The organism is Amycolatopsis umgeniensis (assembly GCF_014205155.1).
In the GTDB taxonomy this organism is placed as follows: domain Bacteria; phylum Actinomycetota; class Actinomycetes; order Mycobacteriales; family Pseudonocardiaceae; genus Amycolatopsis; species Amycolatopsis umgeniensis.
In genome coordinates this window covers 7986167-8007360 of sequence record NZ_JACHMX010000001.1, presented here as the reverse complement: position 1 = coordinate 8007360, position 21194 = coordinate 7986167, and the positions used below count along the sequence as shown (strand labels likewise).

Sequence of the window (21194 nt, the reverse complement as noted above, 5' to 3'; positions counted from 1 at the left end):
CGGGCTTTTCAAGAGGCTGAAGGGGACCATCCCCGCGTCTGATGTGATGAAAGCGCCCTTCACCGCGTGCGATGAGGGGAAAGTCCCCTTCAGCCGCCCAGCAGAGCCTCCAGGTGATCGGCGGCCGTCGCGGCGCCGCCCGCTTCCCGGAACGAGGCGCCCACCTTTTCGGCGGCCGAGCGATACGCCGGATCGTCCAGCACCCTGGTCACGGCGGACGCGATCCGTTCGGGTTTCACGCGGCCGAACCGCAGCCGGACGCCGGCGCCCGCGTCGACCACCTGTCCGGCGACGATCGGCTGGTCGTCCCGGATCGGCGCGACCACCAGCGGGACGCCGTGCCACAGGCTTTCGCAGACGGTGTTGTGCCCGCCGTGGCAGACGACGGCGTCCACGCGCGCCAGCAGCGCCATCTGGGGCACCTGCGGCATCACGAGCACCTTGTCCCCCACCGGTCCCACGGCACCGCCGGGATCGGCGATCACGGTCCGGATCCCGGCGATCGCCGCCAGCCCCCGCGCCGCCGCCTCGAGGAACTTCCCCGCGGCGTCGGCGTTCGCGGTCCCGAGGGTGACGAACACCGTCGGCACCGCCGGGTCGAGCCGGTCCCACGGGAAGTCGCCGGTGGGCGCGCGCCCGCCGATCGACGGGCCGACCAGCCGGACCCGTTTCGGCAGCGCGGCCGCGCCGAGCAGTTCCCGGGTGGTGAACGCGAGCACGCCGTGCGGGGACATCCGGGGGTCGGCGGGGCCGCCGTCGATCCGAGTCCGCAGATCGCCGAGGAGGTCGTCGACCCAAGCCGCCACCTTCGGCATCCCGGCGAGGGGGTCGACGAGTTCCGCGGACGTCGTCGCGGAGGTGACCCACGGCAGGCCGAGCCCGTCGGCGACGAGACCGCCGGCGATGGCCTGCTGGTCGGCGACCACCACCTGCGGGCGGAACCGGCCGATCGCGGTGCGGACGCCGGGCGCCATCGCCTCGGCCAGCGGGATCAGGAACTCCTCCCACAGGAACCGGAACGCCGCCGGTCCCTTGAGGCCCGCGTCGCGTTCGGGCAGGCCTCGCGGGACGGCGCACGGGAACACCCGGGCGCCGTCGCCCGCGAGCCGCCGGATGATCTCCGGCTGCCCCGCCCAGGCGATCTGGTGCCCGCGCGCGGTCAGGGCCGCCGCGACTCCCACCGCCGGGTTGACGTGCCCGGTCAGCGGCGGGGTGACGAAGAGGAATCTGCCCACCTAGGCCACCGTTTCGCGCGAGTGTTCGCGGACCCAGCCCAGGATCAGTTCCGACGTCTCGTCGGTGCGCTCGACCAGCACCGAATGCCCCTGGTCGGGCAGCACGACCGTGCGACAGCGGGCGAGGTTCGCCTCCAGGTCCGGGACCTGCGCCGCAAGCCCGGACAGATCGCCGAACAGCGCGAACACCGGGCACCGCACCGCCGCGAGGTCGTCGCCGATGACCCGGCTGCGCGGGATGTCTTCGGCCAAGGTCGTCGCCGCCAGGATCTTGTACGCCGATTTCGACAGCCGCGCGGTGTGCGCGCCGTGGTTCTCGGCGATCCAGCCGATCACTTCGTCGTGCGCCAGCCGGTTCTCGGCGTCGGCGAGCCCCTCGGCCATATGCCCGATCCAGGCTCGCACCGGCGGCTCCGCCTCGATGGCGGTGACGCTGGCGACGCGTTCGGGACGCCCGGCCGCGAAACCGAAGGCGACCGATCCGCCGAACGAGTTCCCGACCACGTGGACCGGCCGGTCGATCCCGAGCGTGGTGAGCAGGCCGTCGAGATCGGTGACGAACTCCTCCAGCCGGTAGCCGGTGGCGGGCCGCGTCGTGCGCCCGTGCCCGCGAAGGTCGTACATGACGACGTCTATGCCTTGCGCCGCGAAGGCGGGTCCCAGGGTGAAGTAGTAGCTCGCCAGGCTGTCGGTGAGGAGGCCGTGGACGAACACCACGATCGGCGCGTCACCGTCCGAGGGCCCGAGACGCTGGACATGGACGTCGAGCGCGCCCACCCGGATCTTGGCCATGCTCAGGCCTTCCCGGCCAGGGAATCGACGACGTGGTCGACCAGTTCGCCGACGGTCAGCGCGATGATCTCGTCCAGTTCGCGTTCCGCGATGAACTCGGCGAAGTTGACCTCGTCGCCGTAGTGGTCCCGCAGCACGCCGGACAGCGTGACGAGGTCGATGCTCTCCAGTTCGAGGTCGTCGTGGAACTTCGTGTCCCGCCCGATCTCCGCGTCGTCCAGCCCGTACTCCTCGAGCAGTTCGCGCAGCATCACGGTGAGGTCGGCCAAGACCGTCTCGGGCGACACGGTTTCAGTGGTCATCTTCGTTCTCCGTCCAAGCCACGACGTAGTCCTTCGCCGGGGTGGCGATCGTGGTGTGCCACACCGGATACCGGGCACCGCCCACCTCCACGGTGAGCCGCCCGTCGTCCGCGCCGACGACGGCGAAAGCACGCGGGTCACCGCGCAGGCCGGTGCGGAGCCGTTTCGCGACGGCCTCCTTCGCGGCCCAGAACCTGGTGAACCACAAGGCTTCCGGCTCACGCAGCAGTGCTCGTTCCGCCTCGCCGAGAGCGGCGGTGACCGTGTTCTCCGTGCGGTTCTCCACGGCCTTGACGTCGATCCCGCACGGTCCGGGGCGGGCGATGGCGACACCGAACGCGTCCCGATGGGCGATCGAAACCGTGAGCCCGGGCAACTCGCGTCCATAGGCGCCCGACACGATCGGCGCCCCCGAGGGATCGTTCCCGATCCGGAGTTCGGCGGGGAAGATGTCACCTTCGCCATCTCGCCAGAGCATCCGCCGCACGGCGTCCTTGGCCGCGATCCGCCCGAGCAGCCACGCCCGTTTGCCGCGTGGCTGCTGGCAGGCGTAGTCCTGCCGTTCCACGCCGGCCAGCACGTTCCGCATGATCAGGTCCCGCGTCGCCAGATCCGGCCATTGCTCGCGGACGAGCGCCCAGCCGCCCGGCTGGTCCTCCGACAGCGTGGCGCGTTCGGGCCGCCGGTCCATCGCGCGGATCGCCGGATTGCTGTCGAACCGGCGATCGCGCCAGCCCTCGACCTCCGCCCAGACCCGGCCGCCGCGGATCAGCTGGACGTCCGCTTCGAGTTCGGTGTCGGTGACCGAGACGACGCGGACGACGCAGTCGAGCCACTCCCCCGGCACGGGATGCTCGCCCCAGAACCGGATCCGCCGCATGCCCACCGGGAAAACCGTGGTGCGGCTGGGAAGCCGGGACATGACCCAGTACCCGAGCAGCTGACCGGCGTTGTCCAGGAGCGCACCCGGTGCCTCGGGCGTCCGCAGCACTCCGCGCACGTGCCGCTCCCCCACCGCGACGAGGTCCGTGACGCCCTGGAACTTCGGGCCGTGGAACATCCAGCGTTCGGTGTAGAGCTGCTCGGCACGCAGGTCCGGCGTCCGTTCGTCCTCGGCGGGGAACGTCCACGGTGCGGGCGGGTCGGCGGGAAATCCCTCGTCCAGCCGGACGACGGCCCGGGAGTACTCGCCCAAGGAAACGCCGACCCGGGACCGGCTTTGGGGCACCACGGTCACGGGTACGTCCAGCGCGGGTGTCGCGGCGATCCATTGGTTCAGCCGGACGTCCTCCAGTTCGACCGCGCGGCGGCCCAGCGCCGCCTGTTCGGCGAAGTCCATCAGATGTCCGATCACCGTCGTGGCGGGCACGACCGGCCACGAGTCGGCGGGATCCGCGCCCGGCGGCTGTCTGAAGAAGCAGTGGTCGAGCAGATAAGGCATCGTCTCGACGGAGACCCGGAGTTCGGTGTGCAACGGCCGGAGCCGGGGCGCCGACCTGGCGGCGAACAGTTCGGCCGCCAGGCCGGCGGTGTCGGCCAGCAGCCCGGAGAACTCGGCGGCCAGCGGGTTTCGTTCCCCGATCCGGTCCAAAGTGGACGTCTTGGCCGCACCGGGGCGGAAGCCGCGCCGGACGCTCTCGTCGAGCGAAACCAGCGCGCCGCCGAGGTCGAGGCGGATCGCCCGGCCGCGTTTGCCGCCTTGACCGGGCAGGAGCTCGAACGCCGGATCGGCACCGTCGGCCCACAGGGCGGTGGCCACCCGCAGCAGCTGCGGAAGGCCGGGCCGGTGCGCGGAATGCGCGGCGACGACGAGATGTTCGCGGTCGTGCAGGATGTTCCCGATCAGCGAGCCGAGCTGTCCCGCGCCCGTCTGCACGAACCCACGGAACCCGGCCGCGTACATGTTCTCGATGAGACCGCGGAACCGCACCGGCTCCAGCAGATGCCGGACGAACAGCTCCCGTACCTCCGTGGCCGCCGCCGGATAGGGACGCCCCGTCGTGGCCGACCAGACCGGGAGTTTCGCCGGATGCAGAGTGTAGCGCTCGGCGGCCTCCCGGATCGGGCCGAGGTACGGCGCGAGCATCGGGGTGTGGAATCCGGACCGGAACGGCAGGATCTGGGAGATCACACCACCCTCTCGGAATTCGGCCACGAGGCCCTCGACGGCTTCCGCAGGGCCACAGATCATGGCCTGTTTGGGGGCGTTGTCATGGGAAAGCACCACTTCGGACTGTCCTTTGAGGACTTCCCGGACCACGGCGGCGGGCGCGCCGATCACCGCGAAGGCCAGCCCCGGCACCTTGAGCGCGTCGGGTTCGAAGCCCGCCAGGAACGCGTCGACCTCATCGTCGGCGTGGATCCCGGCGACGGCCATGGCGGTCCACTCCCCCAGGCTGTGCCCGGCGAGCGCGTCCGGGGTCACGCACAGCCCGCGCAACGCCGTGTCGAGCAGCCTGCCCAGCTGGAACACACCCTTGCCGTGCCTGCCGACGTCGCCGACGGTGACGTCCGGCGGCTCCCAGCGGACCCCGAAATGGCGCGCGATGTCGGCGGCGTCGGCCTCGAATTCGTTCTCCAGGCCGGGGAAGACGAACGCGATCTTGCCCCGGCCCGAGCCGAGCAGCGGCTGCGGAACGAACCAGAGGTCGTTGCGGCCGCGCCAGGGTCTGCCCTTCGCGACCACCTTCCTGGCCAAGGTGAGCCGTTTGGGCGTCGGGTCGACGAGGCCGAGCCGGAACCGGCCGCGGCCGGTGTCTCCGCTGCTCAGCAGGTCGTCCCGCTCGAGCAGGCAGCCCATCTCGGCGATGGTCGGCGCGGACAGCCGCAGGACGCGTTCGGGCTCGCGGACCTCGACCGCCGGACGTGTCGCGGCCTGTTCCAGGACGACATGCGCGTTGATCCCGCCGAAACCGAAGGCGTTGACCCCGGCCCGCCGCACCGGCCGCCGGTCGTCGGACCGCCAGGCCTTCGCGGTGCCGAGCGTCTCGAACCGGGTCGCGGCCAGCGCCGGATGCGGTTCCTCGCAGTGCAGTGTCGGCGGGAGAACCCCGTGGTACACGGCCAGCGCCGCCTTGACCAGACCGGCGACGCCCGCCGCGGGCATGGTGTGCCCGATCATCGACTTGACCGAACCGAGCACCGCCGTCGGCTCGTCCGCCCGCCCGAAGACCTCCGCGATCGTCGCCAGTTCGGCGGCGTCGCCCGCGGGCGTCGCGGTCCCGTGCGCTTCGAGCAGCCCGATCGAGGTGGGGTCGATCCCCGCGGCGGTCCAGGCCTGCCGCACCGCGCGGACCTGCCCGGCGCTGTCCGGATTGGCCAGTCCGGCGGTCCGGCCGTCACTGGCCACGCCGGTACCGGTGACGACGGCGTAGACCCGGTCGCCGTCGGTTTCGGCGTCCGCGAGCCGCTTCAGCACGACGACCCCGGTGCCCTCGCCGATCAGCACCCCGTCGGCGTCCTGGTGGAACGGACGGATCCGCTGGCTCCGCGACAACGCGCCGAGCTGGGAGAACACACTCCAGAAGGTGACGTCGTGGCAATGGTGCACGCCACCGGCCAGCACCACGTCGCATCGTCCGGTCGCCAGTTCGCGTACGGCGTGGTCGACGGCGACGAGCGAGGAAGCGCAGGCGGCGTCCACCGTGTACGCGGGGCCGCGCAGGTCGAGCCGGTTCGCCAGCCGGGAGGCGGCGAGGTTGGGCACGAGCCCGATCGCCGCGTCGGGGGCCTCGGGGCCGAGCCGGTCGGTGAAGGCCTGGCGGAGTTCTTCCAGCCGCTCGCCGCCGAGTTCGGGCATCAGTTCGCCGAGGGTGCGGACGACCTGGGTGGCCGTCCGCACGCGCTGGTCGAGCCGCACCAGACCGGGGGTGAGGTAGCCGCCTCGGCCGAGGATGACCCCGGTGCGCTGCCGGTCCGCGGGCAGCCGGTGCTCGCCGCCGGCGTCGGCGATGGCCTGCGCGGCCACCCGCAGCGCGATCAGCTGATCGGGTTCGGTGCCCGGGATCGAAGACGGCATGACGCCGAAGCCGGTGACGTCCACGTCGGCCAGATCGCCGACGAAACCGCCGCGACGGCAGTAGATCCGGTCCGCCCGCGGCTCCGCGTCAGGCTGGTAGAAGCCTGGATCCCAGCGGTCGGCCGGGACCTCGGTGATCGCGTCGACGCCGTCGACGATGTTGCGCCAGTAGGTCTCGAGATCGGGGGCTCCGGGGAACAGCACCGACATCCCGACGATCGCGATCGGGGGCGTTTCGGCCACCGGTCACCACCCCGACGCGGTGAACGTGACGGCCGTGAGGTCCTCGTCGCCCCACGCCAGCTCGCGCAACAGGCTCAACGTGCCTTCTTCGGGGTCGATCAGTTCGATCCCGCGCCGGGCGTAGTCCCGCATCAGTTCCGGCGTGACCATCCCGTTGTTGACCCCGGTCGGTGCCCACGGTCCCCAGTGGACGGTGAGCCCACGGCGTCCGTACACAGTGGACCACCGGTGGCCGAGCGCCTCCAGCGCGTCGTTCGCGGCCGCGTAGTCGGACTGCCCCCGGTTGCCGAGCGTCGCGGCGATACTGCCGAACAGGACGGCGAACTTCGGGGCCTCCGGCAGTTCACCGGCCGCCGCCAGCAGCGTGCTCGCCCCTTCGACTTTGGTGGCGAAGACGCGGTTGAACGACGACGGGTCCTTCTCCGCGATCAGCTTGTCCTCGATGACGCCCGCCGCGTAGACGATGCCGTCGATCCGGCCGTGCTCGGCGTGGATCTCCTTGACCGCGCGGTGCACGGCCTCCGCGTCCAGCATGTCCACCGAGTGATAGCGCACGGGGCTGCCGAGGCCGCTGATCCGGCGCAGGGTGCCGCGGACCTCCCGTTCGGCCTCGATGATCCGGATGGTCCGCTCGATCTCGGCCGGTTTGCTCAGCCCGCTCCCGATCAGGGCCGCACGCAGCTCCGCCGACGTCGTCGCCGTGGCGATGTCCGGTTCCTCGCCGTCGATGGGTACGGCGGTGCGGCCGAACAGCTCGATGCGGCATCGCGACGCCGAGGCCAGCGTGGTGGCCAGCCGGGCGGTGATGCCCTTCGCCCCGCCGACGAGGAGGACGACCGAATCCCGGTCCAGGCCGAGCGCTTCGGCTTCGGCCGTCCCGTCGCCCGACGGCCCGGCGCCCGTACTGCCGAGCAGGCCGAGGCGTTCCTCGGTCATCCGCAATCCGCGACGCGCGCCGTCGCGGCGGATGACGACCGGCTCCCAGTCACCGGCGGACAACTCCGCGAGGAGGGCCTCCACCTGTTCGTCCACGGTGGATTCGGGGTGCTGCTCGACCACGCGCGCGACCGTGTCGGGGTACTCCTTCGCCACCGTGCGGAAGAAACCCCGGGCGCCGTCGACGGGACCGTTCGCGATGAGCCAGCGCGGTCCGCCTGCCAAGACTGCTTGGTACAGCGGGAAATCATCGGGGAAGGAAGGTGAGAGGTGGAAGACCCCGTCGGCGCCGTGTTCCGGCACACCTTGGACCAGTTCGGTTTCCGCGCCGTATCCGGCGAGCCGGGTGGCGAGCATCTCGGCGACCTGGCCTTCGCCGACGACGGCGAAACGGAGTCCGGCGAGTTCCTCGTCGGCGGGGGTGGCGTCGGCGAGGTCGAATTCCCGCATCAGATAGCGCTTCGGCGCCACCACGACGGCATCGGCCCGCTCGGCGGACGGCGCGGCTTCGGTGCCGCCGCCGGTGATCAGGTCCGCGAGGGCGGCCGCGGTCCTGGCCTTGGCCAGCTCCTCGGGATCGCCGCCGGTGAGGCCCAGCCGGGTCGCCAGCTCGCCGGCGATCTCGGCGCGTTTGATCGAATCGACGCTCAGATCGGCTTCCAGATCCAGATCGGGCTCGATCATGTCGACCGGATAGCCGGTCCGCTCGCCGATCACCTCGACCACGACGTCGAACACCGGACGTTCGGCACGCACCGGCTCGGGCAGTGATTCGGGCAGTGGCTCGGGCAGGGAGGCGACAACAGGGAGGGCGGCGGGCGTGGGTGGACGGACGCCGGGGTCCGTGCCGAAATAGCCGAGCAGGACGTCCCGTTGCGCGGCGATCATCTCGCGGCTGGTACGGAGGAACTCCGAAACGAGTGCCTCACCGCCGTCGGTGCCGGGCCGGGATGTCACGATCGCCTCCGTGGGGATTCGTCGGGCTGGATGCAGGGCGGTGGCCGGGATCTCACCGTCGGCGGTGCGGACGAGCTGTCCGTCGACGGTCCAGCCCGCCTTCTTCGGCGGCCGCGCGGAAAGCGCGTCCGTACAAGCTCGCCCGGTGAACAGCCTGCCGGTGCGGACGTCCACGCCCGCGACCGCCAGCCTGGCCAGTGCGGCGAGGAAACCGGGGATCCCGGTGCGGCGGCCGCTCTCGAAGGTGACCGTCCGATGTGGACGGCCGTCGAGAACGGCGCCGACGAGCCGGGTGAGGACGGATCCGGGGCCCGCCTCGACGAACGTCCTGGCGCCCGCCTGGTACATGGCTTCGATCTGGTCGGCGAACCGCACCGGCGCGCCGATCTGCGCGGCCAGTTCGGCGCGGATCCCGTCCGGGTCCGGCGGGTAGGGTCCGGCGGTCCGGTTGGCCCACACCGGGATCTCGGGTTCGTTGACCGGGACGGCCTCGAGGACTCGGGCGAACTCCGCCTCCGCCGAGGCGACCAGCGGGCTGTGGAACGCGCAGGCGACCGGGAGGGTCTTCACCCCGAAACCGCGGCTCCGCAACCGGTCCGCCACGATGCCGACGGCGGCGGTCGGCCCGGAGATCACCGTCTGCTCCGGCGAATTGCGGTTGGCGATGACAACGGCCTCGTCAAGGCTCTCGGTGACGTCGACGGCATCGGCGGCGACGGCCGCCATCGTTCCCGGGTCGCCGTCGCCGGTCGCGTCGAGGATCGCCGCCGCCCGCGCTTGGCTGCACGCGAGCAACGAAGCCGAGCTCAGCGCACCCGCGGCGGCCAGCGCGACCAGTTCGCCGTAACTGTGGCCCGCGACCATCGAGGGCCGGACCCCGGCGTTGGCCAGCAGATGGTGCGCGGCGAGGCCCACGATCCCGAGCGCGGGTTGTGCGGCCCGGGTGTCGGTCAGCCGCGCGAGCTGGGCCTCGCGTCCGGCCTCGTCGAACGCGGTGGGCGGGAACAGGGCATCGACGGTGTTCCCGGTGCGCGCGAGGTAGCGCCGCAGTTCGGGGAACGCGACGAACAGGTCCGCGAACATCCCCGGCCGCTGGCTGCCCTGCCCGGGGAAGAGGAACGCGATCTCTCCCGCCGGTGCGCCGTCGGCGGCGAAGATCCCCGCGGTCTCGTCCCGCTCTCCCTCGATGGCCCGGCGCAGCAGTGCGGCGAGTTCGTCCACAGTGGACGCGAGAACGGCGAACCTCGTCCGGCCGCCGCGGGTCTCCGCCCGGCGGGACGCGGCCAGCGCCAGGTCACGCAGGTGCCAGCCCTGTCCTGTGGCGGCCAGCAGATCCTCGGCGTCCTTGTCGTCCTTGCCCGCGAACAGGAAGAGTTCCGCGGGCCACTCGTCGAGGGTCTTCGCGGGCGGGACGGCGCCCTCGTGGGAGGTGAGGACGACGTGGAAGTTGGTGCCGCCGAAGCCGAAGGCGCTCACCCCGGCGATGCGCTCGTCCTCGGACCACGGCCGGGCTTCGGTGTGGAACGCGAACGGGCTGGTCTCCGGATCCCACGCGGGATTCGGCCGCTCCAGGTGCAGCGTCGGCGGTTTGACAGCGGTGCGCAGCGCGAGGCTCGCCTTGATCAGCCCGGCCAGTCCGGCGGCGCATTTCGTGTGACCGATCTGGGATTTCACCGAACCGAGGACGCACCGGCCGGATTCGGCGCCCGCTTCGGTGAAGACCTTGGTGAGGGTGGCGAGTTCGGTGCGGTCGCCGACGACGGTTCCGGTGCCGTGCGCCTCGACCAGCCCGACACGCGACGGCGAGATCCCGGCGTTGCGGTAGGCCCTGGTCAGCGCGTTGTGCTGACCCTCCGGCCGGGGCGCGGTGAGCCCGAGCGCCCGGCCGTCGCTGGCGCTGCCGACGCCTTTGATGACGGCGTAGACCCGGTCTCCGTCGCGTTCGGCGTCCGCCAGCCGTTTCAGGACGACACAGGCGACGCCCTCGCCCAGCGCGATCCCGTCGGCGCCGCTGTCGAAGGTGGCCGAGCGGCCGGACGGGGAGAGCGCGTGCACCGAGGAGAACAGCAGGTAGTCGTTGATGCCGTTGTGCAGATCGGCACCGCCGCACAGGACGAGGTCGCTGGTGCCGGTGACGAGTTCCTTGCAGGCGACGTCGACGGCGGTCAGCGAAGACGCGCACGCCGCGTCGACGGTGTAGTTCGCGCCGCCGAGGTCGAGCCGGTTCGCGACCCGGCCCGCGATGACGTTGGCGAGCACGCCGGGGAACGAGTCCTCGGTCAGCCGCGGCAGCTGGCGGTCGAGATCGGCCGGGAGTTCGCCGAGGTAGGACGGCAGCACGGTCCGCAGGGTCATCGCGTTGGACAGGTCGCTCCCGGCCTCCGCGCCGAAGACGACCGACGTACGGGATCTGTCGAAAGGGCGTTCCGCGTAGCCGGCGTCGGCGAGCGCCCGTCGCGACACTTCCAGCGCCAGCAACTGGACGGGTTCGATACTCGCGAGCGACGCGGGCGGGATGCCGTGGTCGAGCGGGTCGAACGGGATCTCCGGCAGGAAACCGCCCCAGCGCGACGGGGTCTTCTCGCCGTCGCCGCCGGGCGCGTAGTAGAGCGACTGATCCCAGCGCTGGGGCGGGACCTCGGTGACCGAGTCCTGTCCGGAGAGGATGTTCGACCAGAACGACGGGAGATCGCGGGCCTGCGGGAACACGCACGCCATCCCCACGATGGCGACGTCGAGCGGTTCCGGGGCGGGTTCGTCGCGGCGGGTGTGCGGCAGCTCGGCCGCGCGGGCTTCGAGGAATGCCCGTGCCCCCGGCCCCACGGCCTCGTGCAGCCGGGCGATCGTGGTGACCTCGGACCGCAGGACGGCGACGTCGCCCGCCATGAACATCCCTTCGGCGAGCTGCCGGTCTTCGGCGACCGGGCTGAGCGTGTCCCCGATCCGCTCGATTCCCTTGCTGGCCAAGCGAAGCCGTCCGACGTTGAGCTTCTCCAGCCGCTCCCAGGCCTCGCGATCCGGCACGTCCTGGTCCTTCAGCTCGCGTTTGAGCTCCGCGTATTCGGTCGTGAAGGCCGAACGCACACACCGTGTCGCGTGCCCCGGCGCGGTCTCCAGCAGATCGGTGCGGGTGGCTTCGACGACCTGGCGCTGGAACAACGGCAGGACGGCGCCCGCGCGGACGGCCTCTTCGGTGAACAGGTACGCCGTGCCCATCAGCAGGCCGACGGTCGCGCCGAGCCTGGTCAGCGGCGCCGCGGCCGCGGTGACCATCGCGGCCGACCGCTCGTCGTGCACTCCACCCGCGAAGAACACCTCGACGTCACCTCCGCCGTATTCGAGAAGGACACCGATCTGGGCCTCCCACAACGGAAAACTGGCCCTCGGGCCGACGTGCCCACCGCATTCGGCGCCCTCGAAGACGAACTTGCGCGCCCCCGCTTCGAGGAACTGGCGCAGCAGGCCCGGCGACGGGACGTGCAGGAAGGTCGAGATACCGGCGTCTTCCAGCGCCTTCGCCTGCGCCGGGCGGCCTCCGGCGATGATCGCGTGACTCGGCCGGATCTCGCGGATCACGTCGAGTTGCGCGGCGCGGACGTCCTCGTCGGCGAACCCGAGGACACCGACACCCCAGGGCGCGGCACCCAGCGCGGCCTTCGTCTTCTCGAGCATCTCGCGAGTCCGCTCAGGCCCGGACAACGCCAACGCCAGGAACGGCAGCCCTCCCCCGGCGGCGACCGCTCCGGCGAATTCGGGCTGATCGCTGACCCTGGTCATCGGGCCCTGCGCGAGCGGCGGCGCGGCGCCGGAAGCGGTGAGACCTTCGGCGATCGACGCGCGGACGCCCCGGATCGCGGCCGGAAGGGTTCCCCAGGTCTCGCGGAAACGCTGGGGCAGGAACGCGTCCTGCCCCACCTCCAGCCCCGGACGGCGGCGGAGTCCGCGCACGCGGGCGTCCACAATGGTCTCGGAGCCGTCGAGGCCTTCCAGGACCATCGTGACGTCCGACGGGAGCTCCGCTTCCGGGAGCAGCGCGAACGCCGTGTCGAGCACCACACCGGCCGCGCCACCGGCGACCGCGGCGGCCGCCGTATGCGAACCGATCCCGCCGTACGCCCAGACCGGGACGCCGATCGCCGGATCGGCCAGCAACTGCTGCAGGAACACGAAGGTGCCGAGCTCGCCGATCCTGCCGCCCGCCTCGTGCCCGCGGGCGACGAGGCCGTCCACCCCGGCGGCGACGGCTCGCGCGGCTTCTTCCCGGCTGGTGACTTCGGCGAGCACCCGCCGGTCACCGAAGTCCACAGTGGACAGTGGGGCGCCGTCGGCGAGCAGGACCGTGTGCACCGCCTGGGGAAGTTCCACCGGTCCCGCGACGCGGACGCCGAAGCCGGTTCCGAGCCAGTGCTCCGCCAGATCGAGTTCTTCGCGGGCCGCCCGGCCTCCGCCGGTCAGGTCCAGGACACCGAGCGCCCCGGCTCGCGTCGCCGCCGCGGTGAACCGAGCGGAAGGCACACCGAAGGGATGCACCGCGATGAGCAGATCCGCCGTACCCACAGGAAGCCTCCGAGCACACGGAAGAGTGATTTGGTTACCGGGCGTACTTAAACGCAGGCGGCGCTTCACGTCAATACTCGACAGTAGGGTTTCCGGTCACAGGAACCGGATGGCGGAACGCCGACCTGCGAAACGCGAGGATCGTCGCGAAAAATTAGCGTTCCGGATACGAAGCCGACATCGGCGACGCTCGGTTTTCCCGCAGTGGCAGGGAAGAACAGTCAACGACCAGGTGACCCAACGCCCGATACGCCATCCGGCCTGTTACCCGGAGTTCGCCATTCCACTTTCGCCAGTACCACCGTAAATGGTGGTCCACCCCATTCCGGGGAATTGACGGCGTTTCGCCCTATCGTCGGTATCACCACGGCGAGGCTTTCGGTATCACGCGCGCTTAACGGACCGCTCACCGAGAAACGTGAATGGACTCAGCGGGATTTCGCATTCCGGACGGCGATGGCCAGCAGCGCGGCGGCCGGACCGGCCAGCCGCCGCCCGGCGGGCCACACCGCCCGCAGTTCCCGGCCGAAGTCGACACCCTCGACGGCGACCGGGACGAGCCTGCCTTCGGCCACGTCCCGGACGATGGCGAGTTCGCTGATCACCGCCGGACCGGCGCCCGCGATCACGGCGTTGCCGACCGCGGAGGCGGAACCCAGTTCCAGCAACGGTTTCGCCGGTCCGACACCGGCCTTGCGCAACGCGGTGTCCACGGTCTCCCTGGTCCCGGAACCCGGTTCGCGGACCACGAGCGGTGTGATCGCCAGTTCGGCCGCGGTCACGGGCCGGCGCTTGCGGGCCCACGGATGGTTTCCCGGTACGACGAGGACCAGGCGATCGGTGGCCACCCGCCTCGACGAAAGGCCGGGCAACGAGCCGGGTGACTCGACGAACCCGAGGTCGACCTTGCCCTCCCGCGCCAGTTCCGCGGCCTGATCGGAGTTGGTGACCTCCAGGCCGAGGTACAGCCCGGGGTCGCCGCGTTTGAGCTCGCCGATCCAGCCCGGCACCAGATACTCGGCCAGCGTCATGCTCGCGGCGACCCGCAGTTGCGCGTCGTGCTGGGTGCGCAGCGCCTCGGCGCCGTCGAGCAGACCATCGAGTTCGGACAGCACGCGATTCGCCCAGCCCGCGATGACCCGGCCGTCGGGGGTGAGCGCGGACCCCCGCCGCGTGCGGTCGACCAGCACCAGCCCGAGCCGTCGTTCGACTGTGGACAGTCGTTTGCTGGCCGACGGCTGAGCGATCCCGAGCCTGGCCGCGGCCTGCCCGATGCTGCCGAGCTCGTCCACGAGCACGAGCAGGCGCAGAGAGTCCAGATCGGGTGTGGTCATAGCCCAAGTCTATGACCTACCCCTGGTATTCCCCGCTACCGAGGCCGCCCCGGCCGGGCGAGGCTCGAATCATGAGCAAGACGCACGTGAGACCGACGAAGCCGTACCTGACCGCCCTGACCATCACCGGCGCCGGAGTGGCCGCCGCGTACCTGGTCGGCACCGCGGTCCCGGTCGTCAGCGCGCTCACCATCGCCGTCGTGCTCGGCGTCCTCGCCGGCTCGCTGCCGTCGGTTTCGGAAGAGACCCGCAAAGCGATCTCCGGAGTCACCAAGAAACTGCTTCGCGCCGGTGTCGTGCTGCTGGGCCTGCAACTCTCGCTCCCGTCGGTCCTGGCGCTGGGACCCGGGACGCTGCTCGCCGTCGTGCTCACGGTCGGCATCACGTTCCTCGGCACGATCGGTCTCGGCAGGCTCCTCGGCGTGCCGCGAGGTCTCGCGATGCTGGTCGCGACCGGGTTCTCGATCTGCGGCGCGTCCGCCATCGCCGCGATGGAGGGCGTCGTCAAACGCGAGGACTCCGACGTCGCGACCGCGGTCGCGCTGGTCACCTTCTACGGCGGGCTCGCCATCGCGGCCGTCCCGCTGATCGGTGGCTGGCTGCGGCTCGACGCCGTCCGGATCGGCGAATGGGCCGGGCTCAGCGTGCACGAAGTCGCGCAGGTCGTCGCCGCGGCCACGCCCGCGGGCGGCGCCGCCATCGCGGTCGCCATCGTGATCAAACTCAGCCGAGTGGTCCTGCTGGCCCCGATGGTCGCCGCGGTCGGCGTGGCCGAACGCCACCGTCCCGCCGACGGGAAGCGGCCGCCGCTGGTCCCGCTGTTCGTCCTCGGTTTCCTGGCGATGGCGGCCGTACGCAGCACCGGGATCGTGCCGGGTGTCGCACTCGACGTCGCCAAGGTCGCCTGCACGCTGCTGCTGGCCGGGGCGCTGTTCGGGCTCGGCTGCGCGGTCCGGATCGGCACGCTGGTCCGCACCGGGGGCCGTGCGCTGGTGCTCGGCCTGCTCTCCACCCTGCTGGTCGGGACCACCGCGCTGGTCACGCTGGCCGCGCTCGGCTGAGGACGGTCACCGCGAGCAGCGCGACCACCCCGCCGACGACCATCACGGCCGGGACGGATACCGAGTCCACGACGATCCCGCCGAGGAGCGCGCCCGCCGAGAGGGTCGCCTGGAACGACGAGGTGAACAGCACCGACGCCGCTTCGGTCGCCTGCGGTGCCGCCCTCGCGAACCAGGTTCCCGAGCAGACCGGGACCGCACCGTAGGCGAAGCCCCAGACGACCAGCAGTGCGAGCGCGGCTCCCTTCGAGTCGCCGATGAACGGCAACGCGAGGGTCGCGACACCGATCAAGCCCGCGGCGGCGAGAAAGGTGAGCCGGAGATCGCGGGCGATCGCCGCGCCCGCGACGAAGTTGCCCGCGACCCCGGCGGTGCCGTACACGAGCAGGAAGACGGTGATCAGCTCCGGGCCCACCCGCGTCACCTGATGCAGGAGCGGCGTGACGTAGGTGTAGGTCCCGAAGTGGGCGAGTACGACCAGCACCGTGACGAGCAGGCCGAGCCTGGTCGCCCGGCCGCGCGTCAGCTCGCGCAGGACGTCGAGCCGGGTCGTGCCCGCGGACGGCAGCGGAGGCAGCGTGACGGCCAATGCGGCGAGGACGCCGAGTGTGAAGGCGGCCATCACGGCGAAGGCCGCCCGCCAGCCGAACAGCTCACCGACGAACGTCCCCGCCGGCACTCCCAGGACGGAGCCGAGCGGGACGGCGGAGAAGATCACGGCGGTCGCCGTACCCGCGCGTCCCAGACCGACGAGCCGTGCGGCGAGCCCGGAGCCGATCGCCCAGAACGCGCCGATCACCAGTCCGACCAACACCCGCGAGACGAGCACCGCCCAGTAGGCCTGCGCGGTGGCCGCGAGGACGTCGGCCAGCGCCAGCACCACCATCAGCGCGCACAGCAGGGCGCGCCGGTCGAGCCGCCCGGCGGCGACGGTGACGGCCGGGGCGGCGAGCGCGGCGAGGAATCCGGGCAGGGTCATGGTCAGGCCCGCCGTCCCCGGCGTGATCCGGAAGTCCTCGCCGATCGGGGTCAGGAGGCCGATCGGCAGGATCTCCGTGGTGACGAGGGAGAAGATCCCCAGTGTCACCGCGAGGACGGCGAGCCATCCCTTCAACGGGGTCCGCGCGGAGGTGTCGAGGGTCGAGGCGTTCATGCGCCCCAGCCCAGCACCGCGCGGACACCGCGGTCTGGCGGAATCGCGACGTGGAGGTCAGACGGCGAACTCCGTGAACGTCGCCCAATCACGCGAGATCCGTCTCCAATCACGCGAGATCGCCACCCGATCACGCGTAAACGCCGCCACCACGCCACCCTTCACTACTGTGGATCTACCCGGGGCTGAAGGGAACTTTCCCCGCATCACATGCGACGAAAGCGTCCTTCACCGCGTCGCATGAGGTGAAGGGCCCCTTCAGCCCGCGCCGAAGCTAGCTCCGGGATCGTTGGGTCACCACGATGCAGGCGAGGACGATCAACGCCGTCACCGGCGCGGCCGCCGGGAGGTGCTCACCGAGCAGCAGGACCGCCCAGACCAGGGTCAGCAACGGCTGCGCCAGTTGCAACTGGCTCGCGCGCGCGACACCGATCTCGGCCATTCCCTTGTACCAGGCGAAGAACCCGCCGAACTGCGAGATGAGCGCGACGTAGGCCAGGCCGACGATCCCCTCCCCGGTGATGTGCAGCGGCTCGGTCGCGAAACCGAAGACGGCGAACGCGGCCGTCACCGGCAGCGCGAGCACCAGCGCCCAGCCGATCACCTGCCAGCCCGCCATCTCCCTGGCGAGCCTCCCGCCCTCGGCGTACCCGAACGCGCACAGCACGAGCGCGGCGAAGAGGAACAAGTCCGCTGTGGACAGTCCGCCGCCGCTCTGGGCGACGGTGAACACCACGACCGCGCTCGCGCCCACCCCGGCGGCGAGCCAGAACCGGCGGGACGGCCGGTGTCCGGTGAGCCTCGACGAGACGACGGCGGTGGCCATCGGCAGCAGCCCGATCACCACCGCCGAATGCGCCGTCGACGACGTCTGCAGGGCGAGCGTGGTCAAGACCGGGAACGCGAGGACACAACCGAGGGCGACCACGGCGAGGCCGCGCCACTGTTCGCGCTTCGGCAGCGGGACCCGGAAGGCGCGAAGACAGGCCGCGGCGACCAGCGCGGCCAGGAGGCTCCGCACGCCGGTGGCGGTCCACGGGCCGAAGCCCTTGAGCGCCCAGACGGTGGCGGGGAACGTGAAGGAGAAGGCGAAGACACCCAGCGCCGCCAGCACGGTCCCGGAGCGGACCGCTACTGCCCGGTCCGCGATAGCGCTATCATCCAGTCTCATGTCCGATGGTAGCAGCGTCACCAGCCTGGTCACACAGCTGAGGTCCGAGCTGGAGCGCTATCCGATCGAAGGAAAGCTCCCGTCCAGCCGGGAGCTCGTCCGGCAGCTGAAGGTGAGCCCGGTGACGGTTTCGCGCGCCATCGCCGCGCTGGCCGCGGAAGGCCTGGTGATCACCCGTCCCGGCGCCGGCGTGTTCCGCGCCCCGCCGCCCCGCGAGGTGTCGGTGACCGGCGACGTCTCGTGGCAGGAAGTGTCGCTGAGCTCACAGTCCGGGATCCGCGCGATCGACGCGTCCGGGGTGCTCGCCGCGCTGAGCGACCCGCCGTCGGGCGTCATCGATCTCAACGGCGGCTACACGCATCCGAGTCTCCAGCCGGAACGCGAGCTCGCGGCGGCGTCGGCCCGCGCCGGACGCCGTCCCGGCGCGTGGACCCGGCCGCCGATCTGCGGCCTGCCCGAACTGCGGGCCTGGTTCGCCCGCGACATCGGCAGCCCCGTGAACGTCGAGAACGTGCTGGTCACCTCGGGCGGGCAGAGCGCGCTGACCACGGCGTTGCGCGCACTCGGCGCCCCCGGCGCGCCGGTGCTGGTGGAATCGCCGACGTACCCCGGGATGCTGGCCATCGCGAGGGCCTCGGGGCTGCGGCCGGTCCCGGTGCCGATCGACCGCGACGGCGTCCGGCCCGAACTGCTCGCGGACGCCTTCCGCGACACCGGCGCCCGGCTGTTCGTCTGCCAGCCCGCGTTCCAGAACCCGACCGGCGCGGTGCTGTGCGCCGAACGCCGGGCCGAGGTCCTGCGGATCGCCCGTGACGCGGGTGCTTTCATCGTCGAGGACGATTTCGCGCGCCTGATGGCACACCCCGGCAGCCCGGCTCCCCCGCCGCCGCTCGTGGCCGACGACCCCGACGGCGTCGTGGTGCACATCCGGTCGCTCACGAAACCCGCGTCGCCGAGTCTGCGGATCAGCGCGCTGGCCGCACGCGGGCCGGCGCTGGAACGGCTGCGCGGGCTCCACGCCGTCGAGAGCTTCTTCGTCCCCCGGCCGCTCCAGGAAACCGCCCTCGAGCTGGTGAGCTCTCCCGCTTGGCCCCGCCATCTGCGGACCCTCGCCGCCGCGTTGCGCGAACGCCGCGACGTCGCCGTCTCGGCGCTGAGGGAGTTCCTGCCCGGCTGGCGGACCGTCCCGGTTCCGACCGGGGGATATCACTTGTGGCAGCCGCTGCCCGGTTTCGCCGATGAAGTCACCTTGACCAGTGCCGCTTTCCGCGCCGGAGTAGCGGTCACCCCCGGCAGGCTCTACTTCGCCGCCGAGGCGCCGGGGCCCTATCTCCGGCTGAGCTACGTCAGCGCCGCGACAGGCGCGCAGGTGCGGGACGGGATCCAGCGCCTTTCCCAGGCATACCAGGAGATCCCCGGTTAACGTCCCGCGGCGTCTGCTCGTACCATCGCGCACGGAGGCGACGAAAAGGAATGACACAGCCGGCGGCGGAGCCGCAAGATTCACCCGGCAGGCTCTGGGAGCTGCTCGACGACGGCCAGCGCAAGGCGTTGCGCGCCGGCGCCGAGCTGCGCCGCTACCCGGCCGGGACGGTGATCATCCGCGAGGGCGACCGGTCGGACTGGGTGCTGATCCTGATGACCGGGCGGGTCAAGATCACGTCGGTGTCCACCGGCGGCTACGACGCCGTGCTCGCCGTCCGCGATCCGGGCGACATCATCGGCGAGATGGCGTCGATGGACGGCAGCCTGCGCTCGGCGACGGCGATCGCCGTCGAACCGGTCACCGGGCTGTGGCTCTCCGCGCGGGCGTTCAACTCGGTGCTCCGAGAGCAGCCCGGGATCTCCGTGGTCCTGCTCCGGATCATCACCTCCCGCCTGCGCTACGCCAACTCGCGCCGTACGGAATTCGGTGACAGCACCGCCGCCGAACGCATCGCCGCGATCCTGGTCGATCTCGCCGAGCGGTACGGCGTCCCCGTCCCCGACGGCACCCTGATCGCGTTGCGGATCAGCCAGCGCGACCTGGCGGGACTCGCGTCCGCGTCGCGGGAAGCCGTCGCGCGGACGCTGCGGACCTTGCGCGCCGACGGCCTGCTCAGCACTGGCCGCCAGCGACTGGTCGTCCGGAGCCTGAAGGACCTCAGGCAGCTGGCACCTGACGACCACTGAGCCGCCACGGCAGGCCGAAGTGCCGTTCCACCCGCGCCCCGGTGGCGGAGAACAGCTTCCGCACGCGCGGCTCGTTCTCCGGGTCGAAGTCCGATGTGGTCTCGATCAGGTCGCCGAGTTCGCGGACGAGCCTGGCCGAGGCGGCCCTCGGCACCAGCAGGACCCGCACCGGCGCGAGGCTGCGCACGGCCGGGGGCGGCGCGATGAGGTCGATCCTGGCACGGATGAGGCCGGTGAGCCTCGCCAGCCAGAGGAAGGCGCCCGCGCCCGCCCAGGCCACCAGCTCCACCAGGATGACCGGTGACAGGATCAGCGCCAGCCCGGCCGCCTGCGCGACGGCGAACCCCAGCATCAGCCAGTCCTCGAGGCCCGGTCGTTTTCCGGCGGTGGGCTCGCCGCGGAGCCGGGTGAACGACACTTCCCGGTAGCTCTCGCTTTCGGTGACGATCGCGAGCGGGCGGATCCGGCGCAGCCACGGCGCGAACCGGCGCACGATCAGCCACTCGCCACCGTCGGTATCGGTCACCCGCATCGCACTCCCCCTCACCGGTGACCGGATCCTGGCACAGATCGCCCGCCGTCATGCGGCGATTCCGGCAGTCCGGCGGCGGAGCAGGGTGCGATGCTTCTCCACTCGCACGCCGAAGCGCGTGAGCACCTCGTGCACGGCCGGATCGCCGGGGTCGAACATGATCCGGTCGCGGAACAGGGCGTGCAGTTCGGCGGCCAACGGGTCGGCGAGGTCCCTGTGGACCTTGAGGATCGCCAGCGAGACAAGGCCGGTCCGATCCTTGTTCCAGCCGACGACGTCGACCCGCTCCGGCGCCTTTCGGAACCACCGGACGGCCTGTGCGACGGATCCCGCGACGCCCTGAACCAGCATCTCCAGCCACCGGACCGGCACCAGTACCAGCCCGAAGAGCAGACGGAACGGGATCTCCACAAGCGCTTCCAGGAAAGCAAACGCTGCGAGCAGCCCTACGGCCACCTTGTCCCCGGGGCCGTCCATGGGTTCGTCCACGGGTTCGTTGGGCAGGTCCTTGAGGTACAGCGTCCAGTCCGCGGTGATCTTGTAGTGCTGGTAGCCGCGGTTGAGCACTGCGAACGGCTGAACCCACCGGCGCCACGGCGCGAAACGGCGAATGATCTCCCACTTCCGCCCCTCGGGATCGATCACCTTCATGCGGCCCTCCCCTTCCTCATGTCGCGCCGTGGCCGGCTGAAGAGACTTTGACAGGGAAGGACCTCTTGTTCTGCGTCACC

The 21194-nt window shown here is 71.5% G+C and carries 13 protein-coding genes; 3 read left to right on the top strand and 10 right to left on the bottom strand.

Translation table 11 applies throughout. The annotated features are described in order from the left end of the window. Nucleotides 1-89: 89 nt before the first annotated feature. The 6 genes from HDA45_RS36970 to HDA45_RS36945 all read right to left on the bottom strand — a co-directional run bounded on the left by HDA45_RS36970 (nucleotide 90) and on the right by HDA45_RS36945 (nucleotide 14374). Nucleotides 90-1235 (bottom strand): nucleotide disphospho-sugar-binding domain-containing protein, encoded by a 1146-nt coding sequence (locus HDA45_RS36970; protein ID WP_184903348.1) that lies wholly within the window; start codon nucleotides 1233-1235, stop codon nucleotides 90-92. Next, nucleotides 1236-2027, bottom strand: a complete 792-nt coding sequence (locus HDA45_RS36965) for an alpha/beta fold hydrolase (protein WP_184903346.1) — start codon at nucleotides 2025-2027, stop codon at nucleotides 1236-1238. A gap of 2 nt (nucleotides 2028-2029) precedes the next feature. Further along, entirely contained in the window at nucleotides 2030-2329 is a 300-nt protein-coding gene (locus HDA45_RS36960) for an acyl carrier protein (protein WP_184903344.1), read from the bottom strand. Continuing rightward, a complete protein-coding gene (locus HDA45_RS36955; protein WP_221472899.1) occupies nucleotides 2319-6557 on the bottom strand; it encodes a beta-ketoacyl synthase N-terminal-like domain-containing protein in 4239 nt (1412 codons plus the stop codon). Before HDA45_RS36955 ends, HDA45_RS36960 begins: the two co-directional genes overlap by 11 nt. Before the next feature lie 36 nt (nucleotides 6558-6593). Next, nucleotides 6594-13040: a type I polyketide synthase gene (locus tag HDA45_RS36950; RefSeq protein WP_184903340.1), complete on the bottom strand. Its 6447-nt coding sequence runs from the start codon at nucleotides 13038-13040 to the stop codon at nucleotides 6594-6596. Nucleotides 13041-13468: 428 nt separating this feature from the next. Continuing rightward, the gene (locus tag HDA45_RS36945; protein ID WP_184903338.1) at nucleotides 13469-14374 is read right to left on the bottom strand and encodes a LysR family transcriptional regulator; all 906 of its coding nucleotides are present in this window, start codon (nucleotides 14372-14374) and stop codon (nucleotides 13469-13471) included. A 71-nt stretch (nucleotides 14375-14445) separates the two neighbouring features. On the opposite strand from HDA45_RS36945, the gene HDA45_RS36940 reads away from it, so the two are divergent. After that, nucleotides 14446-15435 (top strand): YeiH family protein, encoded by a 990-nt coding sequence (locus HDA45_RS36940; protein WP_184903336.1) that lies wholly within the window; start codon nucleotides 14446-14448, stop codon nucleotides 15433-15435. Here the strand turns inward: HDA45_RS36940 and HDA45_RS36935 are convergent. Beyond that, complete coding sequence (locus HDA45_RS36935; RefSeq protein WP_184903334.1) at nucleotides 15413-16588, bottom strand: MFS transporter; 1176 nt, start codon at nucleotides 16586-16588, stop codon at nucleotides 15413-15415. The genes HDA45_RS36940 and HDA45_RS36935 overlap by 23 nt on opposite strands. A 274-nt stretch (nucleotides 16589-16862) precedes the next feature. Further along, complete coding sequence (locus HDA45_RS36930; protein ID WP_184903332.1) at nucleotides 16863-17759, bottom strand: DMT family transporter; 897 nt, start codon at nucleotides 17757-17759, stop codon at nucleotides 16863-16865. Between HDA45_RS36930 and HDA45_RS36925 the strand changes: the two genes are divergently transcribed. Continuing rightward, complete coding sequence (locus tag HDA45_RS36925; protein ID WP_184903330.1) at nucleotides 17758-19182, top strand: aminotransferase-like domain-containing protein; 1425 nt, start codon at nucleotides 17758-17760, stop codon at nucleotides 19180-19182. The two genes, HDA45_RS36930 and HDA45_RS36925, sit on opposite strands and share 2 nt — an antisense overlap. A 50-nt stretch (nucleotides 19183-19232) precedes the next feature. After that, the gene (locus HDA45_RS36920; RefSeq protein WP_184903328.1) at nucleotides 19233-19931 is read left to right on the top strand and encodes a Crp/Fnr family transcriptional regulator; all 699 of its coding nucleotides are present in this window, start codon (nucleotides 19233-19235) and stop codon (nucleotides 19929-19931) included. On the opposite strand, the gene HDA45_RS36915 is transcribed toward HDA45_RS36920, so the two are convergent. Both HDA45_RS36915 and HDA45_RS36910 read right to left on the bottom strand, forming a co-directional pair. Beyond that, entirely contained in the window at nucleotides 19903-20463 is a 561-nt protein-coding gene (locus tag HDA45_RS36915) for a hypothetical protein (protein WP_184903326.1), read from the bottom strand. The genes HDA45_RS36920 and HDA45_RS36915 overlap by 29 nt on opposite strands. Nucleotides 20464-20511: 48 nt before the next feature. After that, on the bottom strand, nucleotides 20512-21114 hold the full coding sequence (locus HDA45_RS36910) for a hypothetical protein (protein ID WP_184903324.1): 603 nt from the start codon (nucleotides 21112-21114) through the stop codon (nucleotides 20512-20514). Between the last annotated feature and the right edge of the window lie 80 nt (nucleotides 21115-21194).